16 protein-coding genes are annotated in these 19,181 nt (G+C 57.1%); 3 read left to right on the forward strand and 13 right to left on the reverse strand.

All coding sequences use genetic code 11. The features are described from left to right. The first annotated feature begins 205 nt into the window (after positions 1-205). Complete coding sequence (locus IV01_RS10445) at positions 206-2,593, forward strand: penicillin acylase family protein (RefSeq protein WP_032629351.1); 2,388 nt, start codon at positions 206-208, stop codon at positions 2,591-2,593. A 225-nt stretch (positions 2,594-2,818) separates the two neighbouring features. Here the strand turns inward: IV01_RS10445 and IV01_RS10440 are convergent, their stop codons facing one another. The 8 genes from IV01_RS10440 to IV01_RS10405 all read right to left on the reverse strand — a co-directional run bounded on the left by IV01_RS10440 (position 2,819) and on the right by IV01_RS10405 (position 12,089). Beyond that, a complete protein-coding gene (locus tag IV01_RS10440) occupies positions 2,819-3,703 on the reverse strand; it encodes an ABC transporter permease subunit (RefSeq protein WP_032629352.1) in 885 nt (294 codons plus the stop codon). After that, positions 3,700-4,620: an ABC transporter permease subunit gene (locus IV01_RS10435; protein ID WP_032629353.1), complete on the reverse strand. Its 921-nt coding sequence runs from the start codon at positions 4,618-4,620 to the stop codon at positions 3,700-3,702. The genes IV01_RS10440 and IV01_RS10435 overlap by 4 nt, the downstream gene beginning before the upstream one ends. Beyond that, positions 4,617-5,759, reverse strand: coding sequence for a polyamine ABC transporter ATP-binding protein (potA, locus tag IV01_RS10430; protein ID WP_032629354.1), 1,143 nt, complete (start codon positions 5,757-5,759; stop codon positions 4,617-4,619). The genes IV01_RS10435 and potA overlap by 4 nt, the downstream gene beginning before the upstream one ends. 55 nt (positions 5,760-5,814) lie before the next feature. Continuing rightward, positions 5,815-6,882, reverse strand: a complete 1,068-nt coding sequence (locus tag IV01_RS10425; RefSeq protein ID WP_418903540.1) for a polyamine ABC transporter substrate-binding protein — start codon at positions 6,880-6,882, stop codon at positions 5,815-5,817. A gap of 280 nt (positions 6,883-7,162) precedes the next feature. After that, positions 7,163-8,260, reverse strand: a complete 1,098-nt coding sequence (locus IV01_RS10420) for a polyamine ABC transporter substrate-binding protein (protein WP_032629356.1) — start codon at positions 8,258-8,260, stop codon at positions 7,163-7,165. A 101-nt stretch (positions 8,261-8,361) separates the two neighbouring features. Further along, on the reverse strand, positions 8,362-9,735 hold the full coding sequence (locus tag IV01_RS10415; protein ID WP_032629357.1) for an aspartate aminotransferase family protein: 1,374 nt from the start codon (positions 9,733-9,735) through the stop codon (positions 8,362-8,364). A 184-nt stretch (positions 9,736-9,919) separates the two neighbouring features. Next, complete coding sequence (locus IV01_RS10410) at positions 9,920-11,278, reverse strand: glutamine synthetase family protein (RefSeq protein ID WP_032629359.1); 1,359 nt, start codon at positions 11,276-11,278, stop codon at positions 9,920-9,922. Between the two features lie 34 nt (positions 11,279-11,312). Next, the gene (locus IV01_RS10405) at positions 11,313-12,089 is read right to left on the reverse strand and encodes a gamma-glutamyl-gamma-aminobutyrate hydrolase family protein (RefSeq protein WP_032629360.1); all 777 of its coding nucleotides are present in this window, start codon (positions 12,087-12,089) and stop codon (positions 11,313-11,315) included. A 286-nt stretch (positions 12,090-12,375) separates the two neighbouring features. On the opposite strand from IV01_RS10405, the gene IV01_RS10400 reads away from it, so the two are divergent. Both IV01_RS10400 and IV01_RS10395 read left to right on the forward strand, forming a co-directional pair. Further along, positions 12,376-13,752 carry a glutamine synthetase family protein gene (locus IV01_RS10400; protein WP_032629362.1) on the forward strand — a complete coding sequence of 459 codons (1,377 nt, stop codon included), beginning with the start codon at positions 12,376-12,378 and terminating at the stop codon, positions 13,750-13,752. 248 nt (positions 13,753-14,000) lie between these two features. Then, positions 14,001-14,636 (forward strand): TetR/AcrR family transcriptional regulator, encoded by a 636-nt coding sequence (locus tag IV01_RS10395; RefSeq protein ID WP_032629363.1) that lies wholly within the window; start codon positions 14,001-14,003, stop codon positions 14,634-14,636. Between the two features lie 18 nt (positions 14,637-14,654). Here IV01_RS10395 and IV01_RS26370 read toward each other — a convergent pair whose 3' ends face one another. The 5 genes from IV01_RS26370 to IV01_RS10370 all read right to left on the reverse strand — a co-directional run bounded on the left by IV01_RS26370 (position 14,655) and on the right by IV01_RS10370 (position 18,914). Further along, positions 14,655-15,803 (reverse strand): RHS repeat-associated core domain-containing protein, encoded by a 1,149-nt coding sequence (locus IV01_RS26370; protein ID WP_418903539.1) that lies wholly within the window; start codon positions 15,801-15,803, stop codon positions 14,655-14,657. 249 nt (positions 15,804-16,052) lie between these two features. After that, complete coding sequence (locus IV01_RS10385; protein WP_032629367.1) at positions 16,053-16,268, reverse strand: TOBE domain-containing protein; 216 nt, start codon at positions 16,266-16,268, stop codon at positions 16,053-16,055. 40 nt (positions 16,269-16,308) lie between these two features. Beyond that, complete coding sequence (gene ssuB, locus IV01_RS10380; protein ID WP_032629369.1) at positions 16,309-17,124, reverse strand: aliphatic sulfonates ABC transporter ATP-binding protein; 816 nt, start codon at positions 17,122-17,124, stop codon at positions 16,309-16,311. After that, positions 17,121-17,918, reverse strand: a complete 798-nt coding sequence (gene ssuC, locus IV01_RS10375; RefSeq protein ID WP_032629370.1) for an aliphatic sulfonate ABC transporter permease SsuC — start codon at positions 17,916-17,918, stop codon at positions 17,121-17,123. Before ssuC ends, ssuB begins: the two co-directional genes overlap by 4 nt. A 27-nt stretch (positions 17,919-17,945) precedes the next feature. Further along, positions 17,946-18,914 (reverse strand): sulfonate ABC transporter substrate-binding protein, encoded by a 969-nt coding sequence (locus IV01_RS10370; RefSeq protein WP_032629371.1) that lies wholly within the window; start codon positions 18,912-18,914, stop codon positions 17,946-17,948. Positions 18,915-19,181 lie beyond the last annotated feature (267 nt).

A 19,181-nucleotide genomic window follows, 5' to 3' on the forward strand; every position in this document is an offset into this window, starting at 1 on the left:
CCGTAACCGGTGTCCGTGATTACTTGACCAGTTCAGCTTGCCCGCGATGAACGATGGCGCGGTATGCCTGACAGACCGAGGTTCTATATCGCGGGCAAGCAGCGCTCCCACAGAAAGAGCATTTCAGCAGACACAAATCACCATCTACTCAATCACCCACCAAATCTGTAGCCTGCTCTCCTTTGCCCATCGACCGAGCAGCCGTATGAAACGCAGTCTGACCATCCTGGTGTTTATCATCGCCATCCTTATCGGTGGCGGTGTCTGGTATGTGCACAGTAAACAGCCATTGCGTGATGGCCAGGTCAGCCTTTCCGGGCTGCAAGCGCCGGTCAGTGTGCGTTACGACGAACGTGGCGTGCCGCATATCCGTGCCGAGAACGAAGCCGATCTGTATCGCGCCCTGGGCTATGTTCAGGCTCAGGATCGTCTGTTCCAGATGGAGATGATGCGTCGTCTGGCCCGTGGCGAACTGGCCGAGGTGCTGGGTCCGAAGCTGGTCGCCACCGACAAACTGTTTCGCAGCCTGCGGATTCGTGAGCATGCTGACGCATACGTCGCGCGTCACGATAAAAACACTCCGACCTGGAAAGCGCTGCAAGCTTATCTGGATGGCATCAATCAGTTTCAGGCCACTCACCCCAAGCCGCTGGAATTCGACGTACTGGGCATCCCCAAGCGCCCTTTCACCGCCGAAGATACGCTGAGCGTCGGCGGTTATATGGCGTACAGCTTCGCGGCGGCGTTTCGCACCGAACCGCTGCTGACTTATGTACGTGATGAACTGGGCCCGGAGTATCTGAAAGTCTTTGATCTGGACTGGCAACCTCAAGGTGCTCTCGATCAGCCAACCCGGCTTTCAAACAACGACTGGAAGAGCCTCAATCAACTGGCCTACCTGAGCAATCAGGCACTGGAACAGGCTGGCTTGCCACAGTTCGAAGGCAGCAACGCCTGGGCGGTTTCCGGCAGCCGGACCAAAAGCGGCAAGCCTTTGTTGGCGGGTGATCCGCACATTCGTTTTTCAGTTCCCGCCATCTGGTACGAAGCCCATTTGTCTGCGCCGGGTTTTGAGCTGTACGGCCATCATCAGCCGCTCAACCCATTCGCCTCACTGGGTAACAACATGGATTTCGGCTGGGGCCTGACCATGTTCCAGAACGACGATCTGGACCTGATCGCCGAGAAGACCAACCCCGAGAATCCCAATCAGGTCTGGTATCACGGGCAATGGGTTGATATGACCATCAGCCAGCAGCAGATCGCCGTCAAAGGCGAAGAGCCGGTGGCAGTGACCCTGCGCAGCTCGCCCCACGGGCCTATTGTGAATGACGTGATCGGCGTCACCGCAGGCACGACGCCGGTTGCCATGTGGTGGTCTTTTCTTGAGTCCGAGAATCCGATTCTGGAAGGTTTCTACGAGGCCAACCGAGCCGATACTCTGGACAAAATGCGCAGCGCGGCCGAGAAGATCCAGTCGCCGGGGCTGAATATCGTCTGGGCCAACGCCAAGGGTGATATCGGTTGGTGGGCTGCCGCGCAGTTACCGATTCGACCTGAGGGGGTAAACCCGAATTTCATCCTCGATGGCAGCAGCGAGCAGGCCGACAAACTGGGCTTTTACCCTTTCAGCGCCAACCCTCAGGAAGAGAACCCGGCGCGGGGCTATATCGTCTCCGCCAATTTCCAGCCAGTTTCGCCCACCGGCCTGCACATTCCCGGTTATTACAACCTGGCTGATCGCGGTCAGCAGTTGAACCATCAGCTCAGCGATGCCTCAGTGAAGTGGGACCTGGACAACAGCAAGGCCCTGCAACTGGGCACCCAGACTGACTATGCCGCGCGGGTACTCAAGCCGCTGATTCCGGTCCTGCGTGAGGTCATCAGCGATCCTGAGGAAAAAGCCCTGGTAGAACGACTGGCCGACTGGAAAGGCGACTACGCCGTGGATTCCGTGGGGGCGACGCTGTTCAACCAGTTCCTTTTCGACCTTACCGAAGAAGTCTTCCATGATCAGTTGGGAGATGCCTTGTTCGAGACGCTGCTGTCCACCCGAGTGATTGACGCTGCCTTACCCCGGTTGGCTGCTGATACCAACTCGCCGTGGTGGAACAATCGCAACTCGCCGTTTAAAGAGAATCGCGCCGATACCGTAAAGGTCGCCTGGCACGCCACGGTTTCCCATTTGAAATCCAGTTACGGCCTCAACACGGATGAATGGCTGTGGGGCAAGGCCCATACCCTGACCCATGCCCATCCGTTAGGCACGCAGAAGCCGCTGGATCAGCTATTCAACGTCGGCCCATTTGCGGCGCCGGGGACCCATGAAGTGCCGAACAACCTCTCCGCCCGCATCGCCCCCGCGCCATGGCCGGTGACCTACGGCCCCTCGACCCGCCGCCTGATCGACTTCGCCGACCCGGCCCAAGCCCTGGGCATCAACCCGGTCGGGCAGAGTGGCGTGCTGTTCGACAAGCATTATTCGGATCAGGCACAGACCTACATCAGCGGCGGCTACGTGCCGCAGCATTTGAGCGAAGATGATGTGGCGAAAAACACCAAAGGCACCTTGAGGTTGATGCCGGGTAGCTGATTGGCGCCCCCCTGTGGGAGCGAATTCATTCGCGAAGAGGCCGGTACAGGCGACACATCTGTATTGGCAATACCTACGCATTCGCGAATGAATTCGCTCCCACAGGTTCTGTATTCCTACAGATAAACCGCGGTCCTGTAGGAGCTGCCGAAGGCTGCGAACTCGGTCTGGCATGAGAACGCTTTCGCAGCCTTCGGCAGCTCCTACAGGGATTACCTCAATCAATTAAACCGGCGCAGCCGCGCGGCGTGGGTCGGGTTGTTTGTAGGTGTCGGCAGCGCTTTCTTCGATGGCTTGCTGGATGGCTTTCCTGCGCTGCTGTTCAGCACGACGGGAGAAGAACCAGACCAGAAAGGTCGCACACGAAACCGCCAGCAGAATCAGGCTCGCCACGGCGTTGATTTCAGGCTTCACGCCCAGACGCACGGCGGAGAACACTTCCATCGGCAAGGTGGTCGAGCCAGGGCCGGAGACGAAGCTGGCGAGTACCAGATCGTCCAGAGACAGGGCAAAGGACATCATCGCCCCCGCCGCCAGCGAAGGCGCGATCATCGGGATGGTGATCAGGAAGAACACCTTCCACGGCCGCGCACCCAGGTCCATGGCGGCCTCTTCGATGGACAGGTCCAGCTCACGCAAGCGCGCCGACACCACCACCGCCACATAAGCCGCGCAGAACGTAGTGTGGGCGATCCAGATGGTGACGATGCCACGCTCCTGCGGCCAGCCGATCATCTGCGCCATGGCGACGAACAGCAGCAATAGCGACAGACCGGTAATCACTTCCGGCATCACCAGCGGCGCCGTCACCAGCCCGCCGAAAAACGTACGGCCCTTGAAGCGCGTGATGCGGGTCAACACGAACGCTGCCATGGTGCCCAGCGCCACCGCGGCAATCGCCGTGTAGGTGGCGATTTCCAGCGAACGCATTACCGAACCCATCAGCTGCGAGTTATCCAGCAACCCCACATACCAGTGCACCGACCAACCACCCCAGACCGTCACCAGCTTGGAGGCGTTGAACGAATAGATGACCAGAATCACCATCGGCGCATAAATAAATAGCAGGCCCAGGACCAGCATCATGTTCGAGAATCGAAAGCCTCTCATGCTCTGCCCTCCAGCTCTTTGGCCTGACTGCGGTTAAACAGGATGATCGGTACGATCAGGATCAACAGCATGATCACCGCCAGCGCCGAAGCCACCGGCCAGTCGCGGTTATTGAAGAACTCTTGCCACAGCACGCGGCCAATCATCAGGGTTTCCGGACCGCCCAACAGCTCAGGAATAACGAACTCGCCCACCACTGGAATGAACACCAGCATGCAGCCCGCAATCACGCCGTTCTTGGACAGCGGTACGGTGATTTTCCAGAAGCTGTTGAAGGTGCTGGACCCCAGGTCGGACGCGGCTTCCAGCAAGCTGGGATCGTGTTTCACCAGGTTGGCGTACAGCGGCAGGATCATGAACGGCAGGTACGAATAGACAACGCCAATGTAAACCGCCAGGTTGGTGTTGAGGATCTGCAACGGCTCATCGATAAAACCCAGCCACATCAGAAAGGCATTGAGCAGACCGTTGTTGCTGAGGATGCCCATCCAGGCGTAAACCCGGATCAGAATCGCGGTCCAGGTCGGCATCATGATCAGCAGCAACAGAACGGTTTGCAGTTCCTTGCGCGCCGTCGCAATGCCATAAGCCATAGGGAAGCCGATCAACAGACACAACAAGGTGCTGAAGAAAGCCATTTTCAGCGAACCCAGGTACGCCGAAATGTACAGATCATCGCCAGTCAGCAGCGCGTAGTTGGCGAAGTTGAGGATCACCTCGAACTTCTGCTCGGCGTAGCTGAAGATTTCCGTGTACGGCGGGATCGCCACATCGGCTTCGGCGAAGCTGATCTTGATGACGATCAGGAACGGCAAGGCAAAGAACAGAAACAGCCAGAGAAACGGCGCGCCGATAACCAGCTGCCTGCCATTGGGAACGATGCGGTTCAGCGTCCGCTTGATCTTGCGTATTTTCATGAGCGCAGTACCACGCCGCTGTCGTCTTCCCACCAGACAAACACTTCATCGCCCCAGGTTGGCCGGGTGCCCTGACGCTCAGCGTTGGCGACAAACGACTGCACCAGCTTGCCGCATGGCAACTGCACGTAGAACACCGAATGCCCGCCCAGGTAGGCGATGTCGTGGACTTTACCGCGCGACCAGTTGTACTCGAACGAAGGCTGTTCGGTGGTGACCAGCAGTTTTTCCGGGCGCAGGGCGTAGGTGATGTGCTTGTCTTCCACCGACGTGGTCACGCCGTGGCCGACATAGATATTGCGCTCCAGTTCGGGACTGCGAATCAGGGCATGACCTTCCATGTCCTCAATCACTTCGCCTTCGAACAGGTTCACGTTACCGATGAATTCGCAGACCAGACGGCTGGTCGGGGTTTCGTAGATGTCGATGGGGCTGCCGATCTGCGCGATCCAGCCCAGGTGCATGATGGCGATGCGTTCGGCCATGGTCATGGCTTCTTCCTGGTCGTGGGTCACCATCACGCAGGTCACGCCGACCCGCTCGATGATTTCCACCAGTTCCAGTTGCATCTGCGAACGCAGCTTTTTGTCCAGCGCGCCCATGGGCTCATCGAGCAACAGCAGCTTGGGCTTTTTCGCCAGGGAGCGAGCCAGCGCCACACGCTGACGCTGACCGCCAGACAATTGATGGGGCTTGCGGCGCGCGTACTGAGTCATCTGCACCAGCTTGAGCATTTCTTCGACGCGAGCGGTGATTTCCGCCTTGGGCAGCTTGTCCTGCTGCAGGCCGAACGCGATGTTCTGCTCCACGGTCATGTGCGGGAACAGCGCGTAGGACTGGAACATCATGTTGATCGGACGCTCGTACGGCGGCATGTCGGTAATGTCGACGCCATCGAGATAGATCCGCCCTTCGGTAGGCCGTTCAAACCCGGCCAGCATCCGCAGCAGCGTGGATTTACCGGAGCCGGAACCGCCCAGCAAAGCGAAAATCTCGCCTTTGTAGATCTGCAGGGACACATCGTCCACGGCAATCGTCTCGTCGAATTTCTTCGTGACTCGATCGATCTTGACCAGCACCTGCTTTGGTTGCTGACCGCCCTCGATTGATTTCTTGTAGGCGCCGGAGGCAACTGCCATGGGTGGAACTCCCAACTGGTTTGCAGCCCGGCCAATGCGGCCGGGCGCGAGGTCTTTATTTACCGGACTTGATCCGGGTCCAGCTGCGGGTCATCACCCGCTGAATCTTCGGCGGCAACTCGGAGTTGACGTACAAGCGCTCCTGCACATCCTTGGGCGGATAGACCGCCTCGTCGGTGCGAATGTCCTGATCCATCAAAGCGTCCGACGCAGGGTTCGGGTTGGCATAACCCACCTGGTCGCTGACCTTGGCGATCACAGCTGGATCAAGCAGGTAATTGATGAACGCGTGAGCTTGCTTGGTGTTCTTGGCATCGGCCGGGATGGCCAGCATATCGAACCACAGGTTGCCGCCCTCTTTCGGGATGCTGTAGGCGATGTTCACGCCCTTGCCGGCTTCTTCCGCCCGGGCCTTGGCCTGGAATACATCACCCGAGAAGCCGGCGGCAACGCAGATGTCGCCATTGGCCAGGTCGGTGATGTATTTCGAGGAGTGGAAGTAGGTCACGTAAGGACGAATTGCCATGAGTTTGGCTTCGGCCTTTTTGTAGTCAGCTTCATCGGTGCTGTTGGGATTCAGGCCCATGTAGTTAAGCATGGCCGGGAGCATTTCATCGGCAGAGTCGAGCATTGCTACGCCGCAGCTTTGCAGCTTCTTGATGTTTTCTGGTTCGAACAGCACAGCCCAGGAATCAATCTTGTCGACGCCCAGTGCCGCTTTTACTTTCTCAACGTTGTAACCGATACCGTTGGTGCCCCACAGATACGGCACGGCGTACTGGTTACCCGGGTCGTTTTTTTCCAGACGCTTGAGCAGCGCAGGGTCGAGGTTCTTGTAGTTGGGCAGCTGGCTCTTGTCGAGCTTCTGGAACGCGCCAGCCTTGATTTGTTTGCCGAGGAAGTGATTGGACGGCACGACTACGTCATAACCGGTACGGCCCGCCAGCAGCTTGGCTTCCAGGGTTTCGTTGGAATCGAACACGTCGTACATCGGCTTGATGCCGGTGGTCTTCTCGAAGTCTTCGAGGGTCGTCGTGCCGATGTAATCTGACCAGTTATAAATATGCACCGTTGACGCGGCCTGGGCACCGACAGTCAGTGTCAGCGTGGCCGCAGCAAGCATGGATTTGGCGATGAGAGAAATAGACACGTGAACAATCCTTTTGTGAGGTGGGGTCTGGTGCCCGTGTCGGAAAAATCAGGGGGGCGCAACTTACCGTTGTTGACTGCGTATCGCAAAAAAACTTTATGTGACAACGGGTTGAGTCTGAGTGGCCTCGGACCGATGGGAGCGAATTCATTCGGCGATGACGGCATTCCAGACAAAACAATGCGTTGGATGTACCGACCCTTTCGCGAATGAATTCGCTCCCACAGATTTAGCTCTCGGCGATCAACTCGGGTTATTTACCCGATTTAATCTTGGTCCAGCTGCGGGTCATGATCCGCTGCGTCGCTGCTGGCAAGTCAGCAATAGCGTAAAGCTTGGCCAACACGTCAGCTGGCGGGTAAACGCCCGGGTCACTGGTGATGTCTTTATTGACCAGTGGAGTCGATGCAGCGTTGCCGTTCGGGAAATGCACTTCGTTGGTGATTTCAGCCATGATTTCCGGCTGCATCAGGAAGTTCATGAACTTGTAGGCGCCTTCGACGTTTTCTGCGTCTTTAGGGATGGCGACCATGTCATAGAAGCTGCCAGCGCCTTCTTTCGGAATGTTGTAGCTGACCTTGACCTTGCCACCGGCTTCTTCAGCACGGGATTTGGCCTGGTAGATGTCGCCCGAGTAACCCACGGCTACGCAGATGTTGCCGTTGGCCAGGTCGGAGATGTACTTGGACGAGTGGAAGTAACCAATCGATGGGCGAATCTTCATGAACAGGGCTTCGGCTTCGGCCAGTTGCTTCTTGTCCTGGCTGTCGGTCGGGTAGCCCAGATAATGCAGGGCAATTGGCAGCATTTCGGTTGGCGAATCGAGGAAGCTGATGCCACAGGATTTCAGCTTGGCAGCGTTCTCTGGCTTGAACAGCAGGTCCCAGGTATTGGTCGGTGCATCAGCACCCAGCGCGGCCTTGACCTTGTCCGGGTTGAAGCCGATGCCGATCGAGCCCCACATGTACGGGAAGGCGTGCTTGTTGCCCGGGTCACTGACCGACACGGCCTTGAGCAGGTCGGTGTTGAGGTTTTTGTAGTTAGGCAGCTTGGACTTGTCCAGCTCCTGATAAACCCCGGCCTTGATCTGCTTGGCGAGGAAGTTGTTCGACGGCACGACGATGTCGTAACCGGACTTGCCCGCGAGCAATTTGGCTTCCAGGGTTTCGTTGCTGTCGAACACGTCGTAGACGACTTTGATGCCCGACTGTTTTTCGAATTTGGAGATGGTGTCCGGCGCAATGTAGTCGGACCAGTTGTACACGTGCAGCACTTTGTCATCGGCTTGCGCAGCGGCGGCCACGACGCCCATCAGGGACAGGGCGAGGAGAGTCTTGCCAAATTTTTTCATTTATACAGCTCCAGTGTTATTAGGTGGCGGCTTCTAGCCATTAGTCTGGCAAGTTACGGGGCACGCTTTCAAGCCTGTCATTATCCCTGTGGGAGCAGGTCTCACAATTGCTTACCCTGCAACTGCGCCAACGTGAGATCCAGACACTTGCGGGCTTTCTCGATCAACTCGTCAATCTCCGCAAAGCTGATCACCAACGGCGGCGCGATGATCATGGTGTCGCCTACCGCTCGCATGATCAGGCCATTCTCGAAGCAGAAGGTTCGACAAATCATGCCCGCGCCTTTGCCTGTGTAACGCTCGCGTGTCGCCTTGTCCTTGACCAGTTCAATGGCGCCCAACAGGCCGACACCACGGACTTCACCCACCAGCGGATGATCGCTCAACTCACGTAGACATTTCTGCAAGTATGGTGCCGTTTCGGCTTTCACGCGTTCGACGATTCGCTCTTCACGCAGGATGCGAATGTTCTCCAGCGCCACGGCGGCCGCCACCGGATGCCCGGAATAGGTAAAGCCGTGGTTAAAGTCGCCACCCTCGTTGAGCACGGCGACCACTTCATCGCGCACGATCAGGCCGCCCATAGGGATGTAACCCGAGGTCAGGCCTTTGGCGATGGTCATCATGTCCGGCTTGAGGCCGTAGAAATCGCTACCGAACCACTCACCCGTGCGGCCAAAGCCACAGATCACTTCGTCGGCGACGAACAGGATGTCGTACTTGTCGAGGATCTCTTTGATCTTCGGCCAGTAGCTGTCTGGCGGCACGATCACGCCGCCCGCACCCTGGATCGGCTCGGCGATGAACGCGCCGACGTTGTCCACGCCCAGTTCGAGAATTTTATTCTCCAGCTGTTCGGCGGCCCAGATGCCGAACTCGTCCGGCGTCATGTCACCGCCTTCGCCAAACCAGTAAGGCTGAGGAATGTGCACGATGCCCGGAATCGGCAAGTCGCCTTGCTCATGCATGTACGTCATGCCACCCAGGCTCGCGCCTGCCACGGTTGAGCCGTGATAGCCGTTGACCCGGCTGATGATGGTTTTCTTGTTCGGCTGGCCCTTGATCGCCCAATAGTGGCGGACCATGCGCAACATGGTGTCATTGCCTTCGGAACCTGAGCCGGTGAAGAACACGTGATTCATGCCTTCAGGCGCGATTTCAGAGATGACTTTGGCCAGCTCCAGCACCGGCGGGTGAGCGGTCATGAAGAACAGGTTGTAGTAAGGCAACTCGCGCATCTGCTTGGCGGCTGCATCGGCCAGTTCTTCGCGACCATAACCGATGGCGACACACCACAGGCCAGACATGCCATCAAGGATCTTGTGGCCCTCGCTGTCCCACAGATATACACCGCTGGAACGAGTGATGATGCGCGGGCCGACTTCTTTAAGCTGTTTGTAGTCGCTGAATGGCGCCAGGTGATGCTCGCTGCTAAGCGCTTGCCATTCGCGAGTCTTGGGATTCTTGGAACTCATACACAACTCCATAGGCTTTGGCACTTCTGATACCGAGCAATCGCGCGGTGAGCACCGGACCGGTGGGACCGGATTTATCCGGGAAGACGGCATTTCTAACGACGAAAATGCTGTGAATGTACTGACCTCTTCCCGGATAAATCCGGTCCCACAGGATCTATATCGCTACACCGATGCGTTCACATCAAACCGCGAACAGCAAAAACTCCCGCTCCCACGAGCTGATCACGCGCTTGAAATTCTCATGCTCGGCACGTTTGACCGCGACGTAACCCTTGATGAACTTCTCACCCAGGTACTTCTCGACGGTCTTGCTGTTCTCCATCCGCTCCAACGCATCTTCAATGGTCAGCGGCAAACGCAGGTTGCGTCGCTCGTAACCACGACCCACAACAGGCGCGCTCGGGTTGATGTGCTCGACCATGCCGATAAAGCCACACAGCAGGCTCGCAGCGATGGCCAGATACGGGTTGGCGTCAGCGCCCGGCAAGCGGTTTTCCACACGACGGTTCTGCGGCCCGGCATCCGGTACGCGCAGCCCAACAGTGCGATTCTCTTCGCCCCACTCGACGTTTACCGGTGCCGAGGTGTCCGGCAGGAAGCGGCGGAACGAGTTGACGTTAGGCGCGAACAGCGGCAACAGCTCGGGGATCAGTTTCTGCAAGCCGCCAATGTGCTGCAAAAACAGCTCGCTCATGGTGCCGTCTGGGTTGGAGAAAATGTTCTTGCCGGTCTCGATATCGATAATGCTCTGATGCAGGTGCATGGCACTGCCCGGCTCGCCCGTCATCGGCTTGGCCATGAACGTGGCGGCCACGTCATGCTTGAGCGCGGCTTCGCGCATGGTGCGTTTGAACACCAGAATCTGGTCGGCCAGGGACAACGCATCACCGTGACGGAAGTTGATTTCCATCTGCGCCGTGCCGTCTTCGTGGATCAGCGTATCGAGGTCGAGGTTTTGCAGTTCGCACCAGTCGTAGACGTCTTCGAACAGCGGATCGAATTCGTTAGCCGCCTCAATAGAGAACGACTGACGACCCGTTTCAGGGCGTCCCGAGCGACCAACCGGCGGCTGCAACGGATAGTCAGGGTCGTCGCTGCGCTTGGTGAGGTAAAACTCCATTTCCGGCGCAACAATTGGCTGCCAGCCATGGTCGGCATACAGTTTCAGGACTTTCTTGAGTACGTTGCGCGGCGACAGCTCAATGGGGTTGCCTTGCTTGTCATAGGTATCGTGGATCACCTGCGCGGTGGGCTCGATGGCCCATGGCACGACATAAACGGCATTGGCGTCCGGGCGACAGAACATGTCGATGTCCGCCGGGTCCAGCAGCTCGTAATAGATGTCGTCTTCGACGTAGTCACCGGTCACCGTCTGCAGCAGTACGCTCTCCGGCAAGCGCATGCCCTTCTCGGCAATGAATTTGTTAGTGGGTGAAATTTTGCCGCGGGTGATACCGGTGAGGTCTGCAATCATGCATTCGACTTCGGTGATCTTGTGTTCTTTCAACCAATCGGTGAGCTGGTCGAGGTTGGTACTCATAAATACCTCAGGTGGTCTTGGTCCTGATTGCGAATCAGGGGTTGGCTGACGCATCGGCGTCGCGTTGTAATGAGCGCTTTCGGCAGGCATCGCCAAACGCTTGAAAGATAGCAAGGTAATCCGGATTTGCGCTGACTTGCCACTCAGGGTGCCATTGCACACCCAGGGCAAACGCCGTACTGCCCTCCACCGACACCGCCTCGATCAGGCCGTCCGGTGCCGTGGCTTCCACGCGCAGGCCGGGCGCTAAACGCTCGATTCCCTGTCCGTGAATTGAATTGACACAAATCTCGCTGGCCAGCCCCAGCCCGGCCAAAACACCGTCGGGCTGAACGTGCATGGCATGGCTGGGCGCATATTGCACTTCTACCGGCTCATTATCCGGTTCACGATGATCCATGAAGGTTCCGGTTTCATGAACGCGCTGATGCAAACTGCCTCCAAACGCCACATTCATCTCCTGAAAACCGCGGCAAATGCCCAAAACCGGAACACCAGCGGCCACGGCAGCACGAATTAGCGGTAAGGTGGTGCGGTCGCGTTCGGGATCATGAGCAGTACCCGGCGCGCTGGCAGGGCCACTATAGTGGTAGGGTTCGATATTGGAAGGCGAACCGGTGAACAGCAGCCCATCAAGGCTGGCAAGAATATCGGCAGGGTCGAGCAAGGGTCCAAGCGAAGGCAGAATCAGCGGCAAGCCTTTGGCAACCACAGCTACCGCACGGACATATTTGTCGCCACTGACATGATAACCATGAGGACCGATCTGCTTGGTGCAGGCGGTAACGCCAATCAAGGGCAGACGTGACATGGGACCCCCGTGTTATGGGTGTTCTGGGTTGAATCGAGCTTAGCCTTGTTCATTTTTTTCTACAACTGTGCCGTAAAAAATACAGCACAGGGCTAACAAAGCGCTCACAGGCCTCGGTTTCTGAAGCCTTCCACGGTTGAATACCTGCCCTTTATTGCGGCAAAAATGGCCATTTTGCGCCTTTTGAGGGCAATGAGTGGCTCCCTTGACTTCAGCATGGCTTTCGGATTGACTGAATCCCGTAATGCTCGATGATTGATATTTTTAACAACAAAGGTGTTGCATCATGTCGGTACCCCCGCGTGCCGTTCAGCTTAACGAAGCGAACGCGTTCCTTAAGGAACATCCTGAGGTTCTGTACGTTGACCTTCTGATTGCAGATATGAATGGTGTGGTGCGCGGCAAGCGCATTGAACGCACCAGCCTCCATAAGGTTTACGAGAAGGGCATCAATCTGCCTGCCTCTTTATTTGCTCTGGATATCAATGGCTCGACGGTGGAAAGCACCGGCCTGGGTCTGGACATCGGTGATGCTGACCGAATCTGTTATCCAATCCCCGATACCCTGTGCAACGAGCCTTGGCAGAAGCGCCCTACCGCGCAGCTGTTGATGACCATGCACGAACTGGAAGGCGATCCGTTTTTCGCTGACCCGCGTGAAGTTCTGCGCCAGGTAGTGTCCAAGTTCGATGAGATGGGCCTGACCATTTGCGCAGCGTTCGAGCTGGAGTTCTACCTGATCGATCAGGAGAATGTGAATGGCCGTCCGCAACCACCGCGCTCGCCGATTTCCGGCAAACGTCCGCACTCGACACAGGTCTACCTGATCGACGACCTCGACGAATACGTCGACTGCCTCCAGGACATTCTGGAAGGTGCCAAGGAGCAAGGAATTCCTGCTGACGCCATCGTCAAGGAAAGTGCTCCGGCTCAGTTTGAAGTCAACCTGCACCACGTTGCCGACCCGATCAAAGCGTGCGATTACGCGGTACTGCTCAAGCGCCTGATCAAGAACATCGCCTACGACCATGAAATGGACACCACCTTCATGGCCAAGCCTTACCCGGGCCAGGCAGGCAATGGTTTGCACGTCCACATTTCGATCCTCGATCGCGATGGCAAGAACATCTTCACCAGCGAGGATCCCGAGCAGAACGCCGCGTTACGTCATGCCATCGGCGGTGTGCTCGAGACCCTACCGGCGCAGATGGCGTTCCTTTGCCCGAACGTCAACTCGTACCGTCGGTTCGGTGCTCAGTTCTACGTACCCAACTCCCCAAGCTGGGGCCTGGACAACCGCACTGTTGCCGTGCGCGTACCGACCGGTTCTGCTGACGCCGTGCGTATCGAGCACCGGGTGGCGGGTGCCGATGCCAACCCGTATCTGCTGATGGCTTCGGTCCTGGCAGGCGTGCATCACGGCCTGACCAACAAGATCGAACCGGGCGCTCCGGTGTCGGGTAACTCTTACGAGCAGAACGAACAAAGCCTGCCGAACAACCTGCGCGATGCACTGCGCGAGCTGGACGACAGCGAAGTGATGGCCAAGTACATCGATCCGAAATACATCGATATCTTTGTCGCCTGTAAGGAAAGTGAGCTGGAAGAGTTCGAACACTCCATCTCTGACCTTGAGTACAACTGGTATCTGCATACCGTTTAACCGGTGTTGCAGCACAAAAGACGCCGCAGAGCCGAAAGGTTGTGCGGCGTTTTTTTGCCTGCGCAAAGATTCATTTGTGGGAGCGAGCTTGCTCGCGAAGGCGATGTATCAGGCTACATAATTGTTTCGGATGTAAAGTCCTCTTCGCGAGCAAGCTCGCTCCCACGGGGAATGCATTGCAAAGTGAGTTCATTAACAAAGCCAGCTCACCTGTACAATCTCCTTCAGCCCCGCCCACGAGAATCCCCATGACCCGCCCCGCCACACCCCGCAAACCCCGCGCGCGCAGCCAGGCCCGGATCGACTCGATCCTCGATGCTGCCCGCGAGCTGCTTGCCAATGAGGGCGTGGCGAGTCTGTCGATTTACAGCGTGGCCGAACGGGCGCAGATCCCTCCATCCTCGGTGTATCACTTCTTCGCCAGCGTCCCGGCCTTGCTCGAAGCCTTGACCGCCGACATCCACGCGGCCTTCCGCGCCAGCCTGCAAGCGCCCATCGACCATGATTCGCTGAACACCTGGCGTGACCTTTCCCGGATAGTCGAGCAACGCATGCTGGCCCTCTACAACGCCGACCCCGCCGCCCGCCAACTGATCCTCGCCCAGCACGGCCTGACCGAAATCACCCAGGCCGACCGCCAGCACGACATCGAACTGGGCCACCTGATGCACGAAGTCTTCGACCGACACTTCCAGCTCCCGGCCCTGCCCGACGACGTCGATGTGTTTGCCTTGGCCATGGAATTAAGTGACCGGGTTTATGCGCGCTCGATGCAACTGCATGATGAGATTACGCCACGCATGGCCGAGGAAGGGATGCGGGTGTTTGATGCTTATATGGGGTTGTATTTGCCGGTGTTTTTGGGGAAGAGACTTCAGGGGTAAACAGCCGGGTGCCGTCCTTTAGGTTGATGCGCGAACGCGAGCTGCGGCTTCAGCATTCCTCAAAAAAACTTGCGCCCTCTTAGTGTATTTTTTCTCCAACCTTGTATACCGAACAGCTTTTTGAATGTACTGGATATACTTCTCCGGATTTACATTATTTAACAGAGCCGTCTGGTAATGCTTTTTTAATATGCGACTGTCATAGACAATGTCGTGCAGCCTCACACGCTGCGCTTCAAAGCGCGCTACCGCAGGTTGTCCGGGAGAACTCGAGTCACGACGCAGGTTATTAGTTAAGCGTTCCCACGCATCATGACGGCGTTTTGGCGACAAAATTCCCGGACTCATCGAATTAGCCCCAGCCGAAGTAACGACTTCTAACCGAGAAGTGGATGGGGGTGGTGCTCTTGATATTGAGGATGTATGAGAACTCTCCGGAGGCGCCTTTACTACATTGACTGACGCAGTCGAGCCCTTCTGATAGTTTAGTAAATAGTTTGGACGCCTTAGCGTTCCGATCAGCGGAATTGGTCGTTTCAGAAGGAATTTAAAAATACCCACCCTCGCGAGCCCGCGCCATAGCACGCCAGTAATATGCCCTGTCTCATCTCCAAAATTAACCGGATCCCCCTCACAATACGCATAAGCATTAATCCCACCCTCATCAAACGGGCTCAAACTATCCGGGCTGTTAAACCGCATCAACACAGGATTAAAAGCACGATAACCATTGCCCAGCAAATAATGCCCAGTAACCAGATCGCGATGTTCGCCATTAAAACCCAGCAAACTGGTTAAGCCGCTTTCTGCCGGGTGATGCCCATAGGGGTTGTAGGCCAGCGAATGAACTTCAGCGTTATCTACCAGGTGAAGCACCGAGCGCTGTTGATCGGTTGCCAGCAGCGTCGTTTCACTCGATGAGCCAAGGCGTTGCTGCTGGGCCAGTAGCTGATCTTCGTGCTGAACGATGGTTCGCTGTACGGCGCCATGTATTTCCGTAGCCAGGCGATTTTGCTGGAAGAAGAGTTGCGTATTGGTCAAGTCCGACGCAATCGTTCCGGCGAGCCGATCCAGCGGGTCATAGTGATAACGACACAGCACAGCTTGTGATGAAGAAGCCATGGCGAAGCGACCTTGAGACGAAGCCTGCCCCAAAGCATCGGACAAAATCACAACCCTGTATACCTAGCAAAACTACTAGGTTTTATACCCCACCCCGTTATGTAGAAACTGAGTTTCGTCGGGCACACCCTGATAATGTAGGAGCGCGCTTGCCCGCGATAGCGGTGGATCAGTCGGAAAATTATCGCCTGATCTAACGCTATCGCGGGCAAGCGCGCTCCTACAGGTCGTGTCTATTTCAATAAAAAAACCCCGAAAGGCCGTCACCTTCCGGGGTTGTGTTTTGCCCATCGGTTACAGCTTGGCGATGGAAACCTCGGTGGACTTCACGAAGGCGATTACTTCGCTGCCGACCACCAGCTCCAGCTCTTTTACCGAGCGGGTGGTGATGACCGAAGTCACGATGCCGGATGCGGTCTGTACGTCGATTTCCGACAGTACGTCACCGGTGACGATTTCCTTGATGGTGCCGCGGAATTGGTTACGAACGTTGATGGCTTTAATAGTCATGATGTTTTTCCTGTATGGGGATTGGGTGTCTAACGGTGAGTTAATTGGCCCAACGCAATTGCGTGGGCAACGGTGAAACGGGTTCGGGTTCAGGCGGAGTGCCGGGTAACGACAACACCCGCTCCAGCACCTGAGTTTCCAGAGCAGCCAGACGATGCGAGCCTCTGGCACGGGGGCGTGGCAGATCCACTAGCAGATCCAGGCCAATACGCCCTTCTTCGATCAGGATTACGCGGTCGGCAATCGCCACCGCTTCGCTGACGTCATGGGTCACAAGCAAGACGGTGAAGCCATGTTTGCGCCAGAGGTTCTCAATCAATTGCTGCATCTCGATGCGGGTCAGTGCATCCAGCGCGCCTAGTGGCTCGTCGAGCAGCAGCAAGCGTGGCTGGTGGATCAATGCGCGGGCCAGCGCGACCCGCTGCTTCTGCCCGCCGGACAACGCTGCCGGCCATTCATCAGCACGCTCGGCCAGGCCGACGGCTTCCAATGCCTCCTGAGCTTTGCCACGCCAGTCGCCGTTGAGACCCAGACCGACGTTGTCGATGATCTTTTTCCACGGCAGCAGTCGCGCTTCCTGGAACATCAGCCGCGTATCTTCACGGGCATCCACCAGTTTGCCGGAGCCTGCCAGCAGTTCACCGGCAGTGGGTTTGTCCAGGCCAGCCAGCAGCCGCAGCAAGGTACTTTTGCCACAACCGCTACGCCCGACCACTGCAACGAATTGCCCGGCGGGAATGTGCAGGTCGATGTTCTTCAGGACTTCACGACTGCCGAAGGTTTTTTTCAGTTGCTGCACCGCCAGCGGAAAGCCACGCAACAGGTGTGCAGGTTGTTGCTGTTTCAGACTGCTCATGCGGCACCGCCTTTAGTCACTTGATAGGCTGGATGCCAGCGCAGGCAAACCCGCTCCAATCCACGTGCGGCCAAGTCGGCCAGCTTGCCTAATATCGCGTAGAGCACGATGGCCAGCACCACTACGTCGGTTTGCAGGAATTCCCGGGCGTTCATTGCCAGATAGCCAATCCCGGAGCTGGCGGAAATGGTCTCGGCAACGATCAGGGTCAGCCACATGAAGCCCAGTGCGAAACGTACACCCACCAGAATCGAAGGCATCGCCCCGGGCAGGATCACATGCCAGAACAGACTGAAGCCGGACAAGCCGTAGCTTCGGGACATCTCAACCAGCGCCGGGTCGATGTTGCGAATACCGTGATACGTGTTGAGGTAAATCGGGAACAGCGTGCCCAGCGCCACCAGAAACACCTTGGCGGTTTCGTCGATGCCGAACCACAGGATCACCAGCGGGATCAGCGCCAGGTGCGGGATGTTGCGAGTCATCTGCACCGAACTGTCGAGCAGGCGCTCGCCCCATTTCGACAAGCCGGTGATGAAGCCCAACGCCAGGCCAATACCGCCACCGATGGCGAAACCCATCCCGGCACGCCAGCCGCTGATTGCCAGATGGGTCCAGATTTCGCCACTGGAGACCAGATTGACGCCGGCCGCAATCACTGCGCTTGGCGCAGGCAAAATGCGTGTGGATAACCAGCCAGCGCTGACCGATAGCTGCCAGATCGCCAGAAGCAGGATCGGCAATGCCCAAGGGGCCAGGCGTTGGACGAGTTTTTGCGACGCATGAGTGCTCATGGAGTTGACTCCTCAGGGTCTGGCCGATTACGGCGCTTTGGCGGCGACGGCAGCAGTGGGTGTCCAGACCACATCCGCAATTTTCAGCGGCTTTGGAATCAACTTGAGCTGATAGAACGCATCAGCGATTTTTTGTTGTGCAGCGACCACGTCCGGCGTGAGAAACAGCGCACCGTAACCCTGGCGTTTAACCGAAGTCAGGGTGATGTCCGCAGGCAGCCCCAGCAGTGGCGCCACCTGTCTGGTCACTTCCTCCGGGTTGGCCTTGGACCATTTGCCGACAGCGCGAACCTCTTCGATCAACGCCTGAATCACTTTCGGGTTTCTCTCGGCGTAAGGCTTGGTGGCCAGGTAGAACTGATGGTTATCGACAATCCCGGTGCCATCACGCAGGGTGCGCGCCTGCAGCTGTTTCTCGGCTGCGGCCTGGTAGGGGTCCCAGATCGCCCAGGCATCTACGCTGCCACGCTCGAAAGCCGCGCGAACATCGCCCGGAGGCAGGAATATGGTCTGAATGTCGGTGTACTTCAGGCCTGCGTCTTCCAAGGCCTTCACCAACAGGTAATGTACGTTGGAGCCTTTGTTGAGGACGACTTTCTTGCCTTTGAGGTCTTTGACCGAAGTGATTTGCGAGTCTTTGGGGACCAGAATCGCTTCGCTGGCGGGCGCTGGCGGCTCGTAGGCCACGTAGACCAGATCGGCACCTGCGGCCTGAGCGAATACAGGCGGGGTCTCGCCGGTCACGCCGAAGTCGATGGAGCCCACGTTCAAACCTTCCAGCAACTGCGGGCCGCCGGGGAATTCAGTCCATTGCACCTGCACGCCCTGTTCGGCGAGATGCTTCTCCAGAGTGCCTTTGGCTTTGAGCAGCACCAGGGTGCCGTACTTTTGATAACCGATACGCAGGCTTTCGGCGTGGGCTTGTGTGATCGCGCCGAAGGTGACCGCTGCAGCAAACAGAGCAACCAAACCTTGACGCAAAATGCTAGTGCGCATAGCGCTCTCCTTTGCTTATTCAGTGGCACCTGCTTGACCGTTGGCGGATGAGTAAGGCGTTGTGGGTTTCTTTCGAATGGAGTGACCTTATCAGTGATTTTTTATATCTATAAATCTTATTTATTCATTTGGTTATTCATTAAAGGCATATTTAGCAAATAGACGAATTCCTTGTGGGAGCGAGCTTGCTCGCGAAGGCGGTCTGTCTCGCAAGAAGATGCGGTGGCTGAAATGGCCTCTTCGCAAGCAAGCTTGCTCCCACAGAGA

The sequence above is a fragment of the Pseudomonas syringae genome (assembly GCF_000737245.1).
GTDB classification, from domain to species: Bacteria; Pseudomonadota; Gammaproteobacteria; order Pseudomonadales; family Pseudomonadaceae; genus Aquipseudomonas; species Aquipseudomonas syringae_J.

Coding starts and splice junctions, on each gene's coding strand:
- IV01_RS10445 (WP_032629351.1), top strand. CDS start 206: ATGAAACGCAGTCTGACCATCCTGGTGTTTATCATCGCCATCCTTATC.
- IV01_RS10440 (WP_032629352.1), bottom strand. CDS start 3,703: ATGAGAGGCTTTCGATTCTCGAACATGATGCTGGTCCTGGGCCTGCTA.
- IV01_RS10435 (WP_032629353.1), bottom strand. CDS start 4,620: ATGAAAATACGCAAGATCAAGCGGACGCTGAACCGCATCGTTCCCAAT.
- potA (WP_032629354.1), bottom strand. CDS start 5,759: ATGGCAGTTGCCTCCGGCGCCTACAAGAAATCAATCGAGGGCGGTCAG.
- IV01_RS10425 (WP_418903540.1), bottom strand. CDS start 6,882: ATGCTTGCTGCGGCCACGCTGACACTGACTGTCGGTGCCCAGGCCGCG.
- IV01_RS10420 (WP_032629356.1), bottom strand. CDS start 8,260: ATGAAAAAATTTGGCAAGACTCTCCTCGCCCTGTCCCTGATGGGCGTC.
- IV01_RS10415 (WP_032629357.1), bottom strand. CDS start 9,735: ATGAGTTCCAAGAATCCCAAGACTCGCGAATGGCAAGCGCTTAGCAGC.
- IV01_RS10410 (WP_032629359.1), bottom strand. CDS start 11,278: ATGAGTACCAACCTCGACCAGCTCACCGATTGGTTGAAAGAACACAAG.
- IV01_RS10405 (WP_032629360.1), bottom strand. CDS start 12,089: ATGTCACGTCTGCCCTTGATTGGCGTTACCGCCTGCACCAAGCAGATC.
- IV01_RS10400 (WP_032629362.1), top strand. CDS start 12,376: ATGTCGGTACCCCCGCGTGCCGTTCAGCTTAACGAAGCGAACGCGTTC.
- IV01_RS10395 (WP_032629363.1), top strand. CDS start 14,001: ATGACCCGCCCCGCCACACCCCGCAAACCCCGCGCGCGCAGCCAGGCC.
- IV01_RS10385 (WP_032629367.1), bottom strand. CDS start 16,268: ATGACTATTAAAGCCATCAACGTTCGTAACCAATTCCGCGGCACCATC.
- ssuB (WP_032629369.1), bottom strand. CDS start 17,124: ATGAGCAGTCTGAAACAGCAACAACCTGCACACCTGTTGCGTGGCTTT.
- ssuC (WP_032629370.1), bottom strand. CDS start 17,918: ATGAGCACTCATGCGTCGCAAAAACTCGTCCAACGCCTGGCCCCTTGG.
- IV01_RS10370 (WP_032629371.1), bottom strand. CDS start 18,914: ATGCGCACTAGCATTTTGCGTCAAGGTTTGGTTGCTCTGTTTGCTGCA.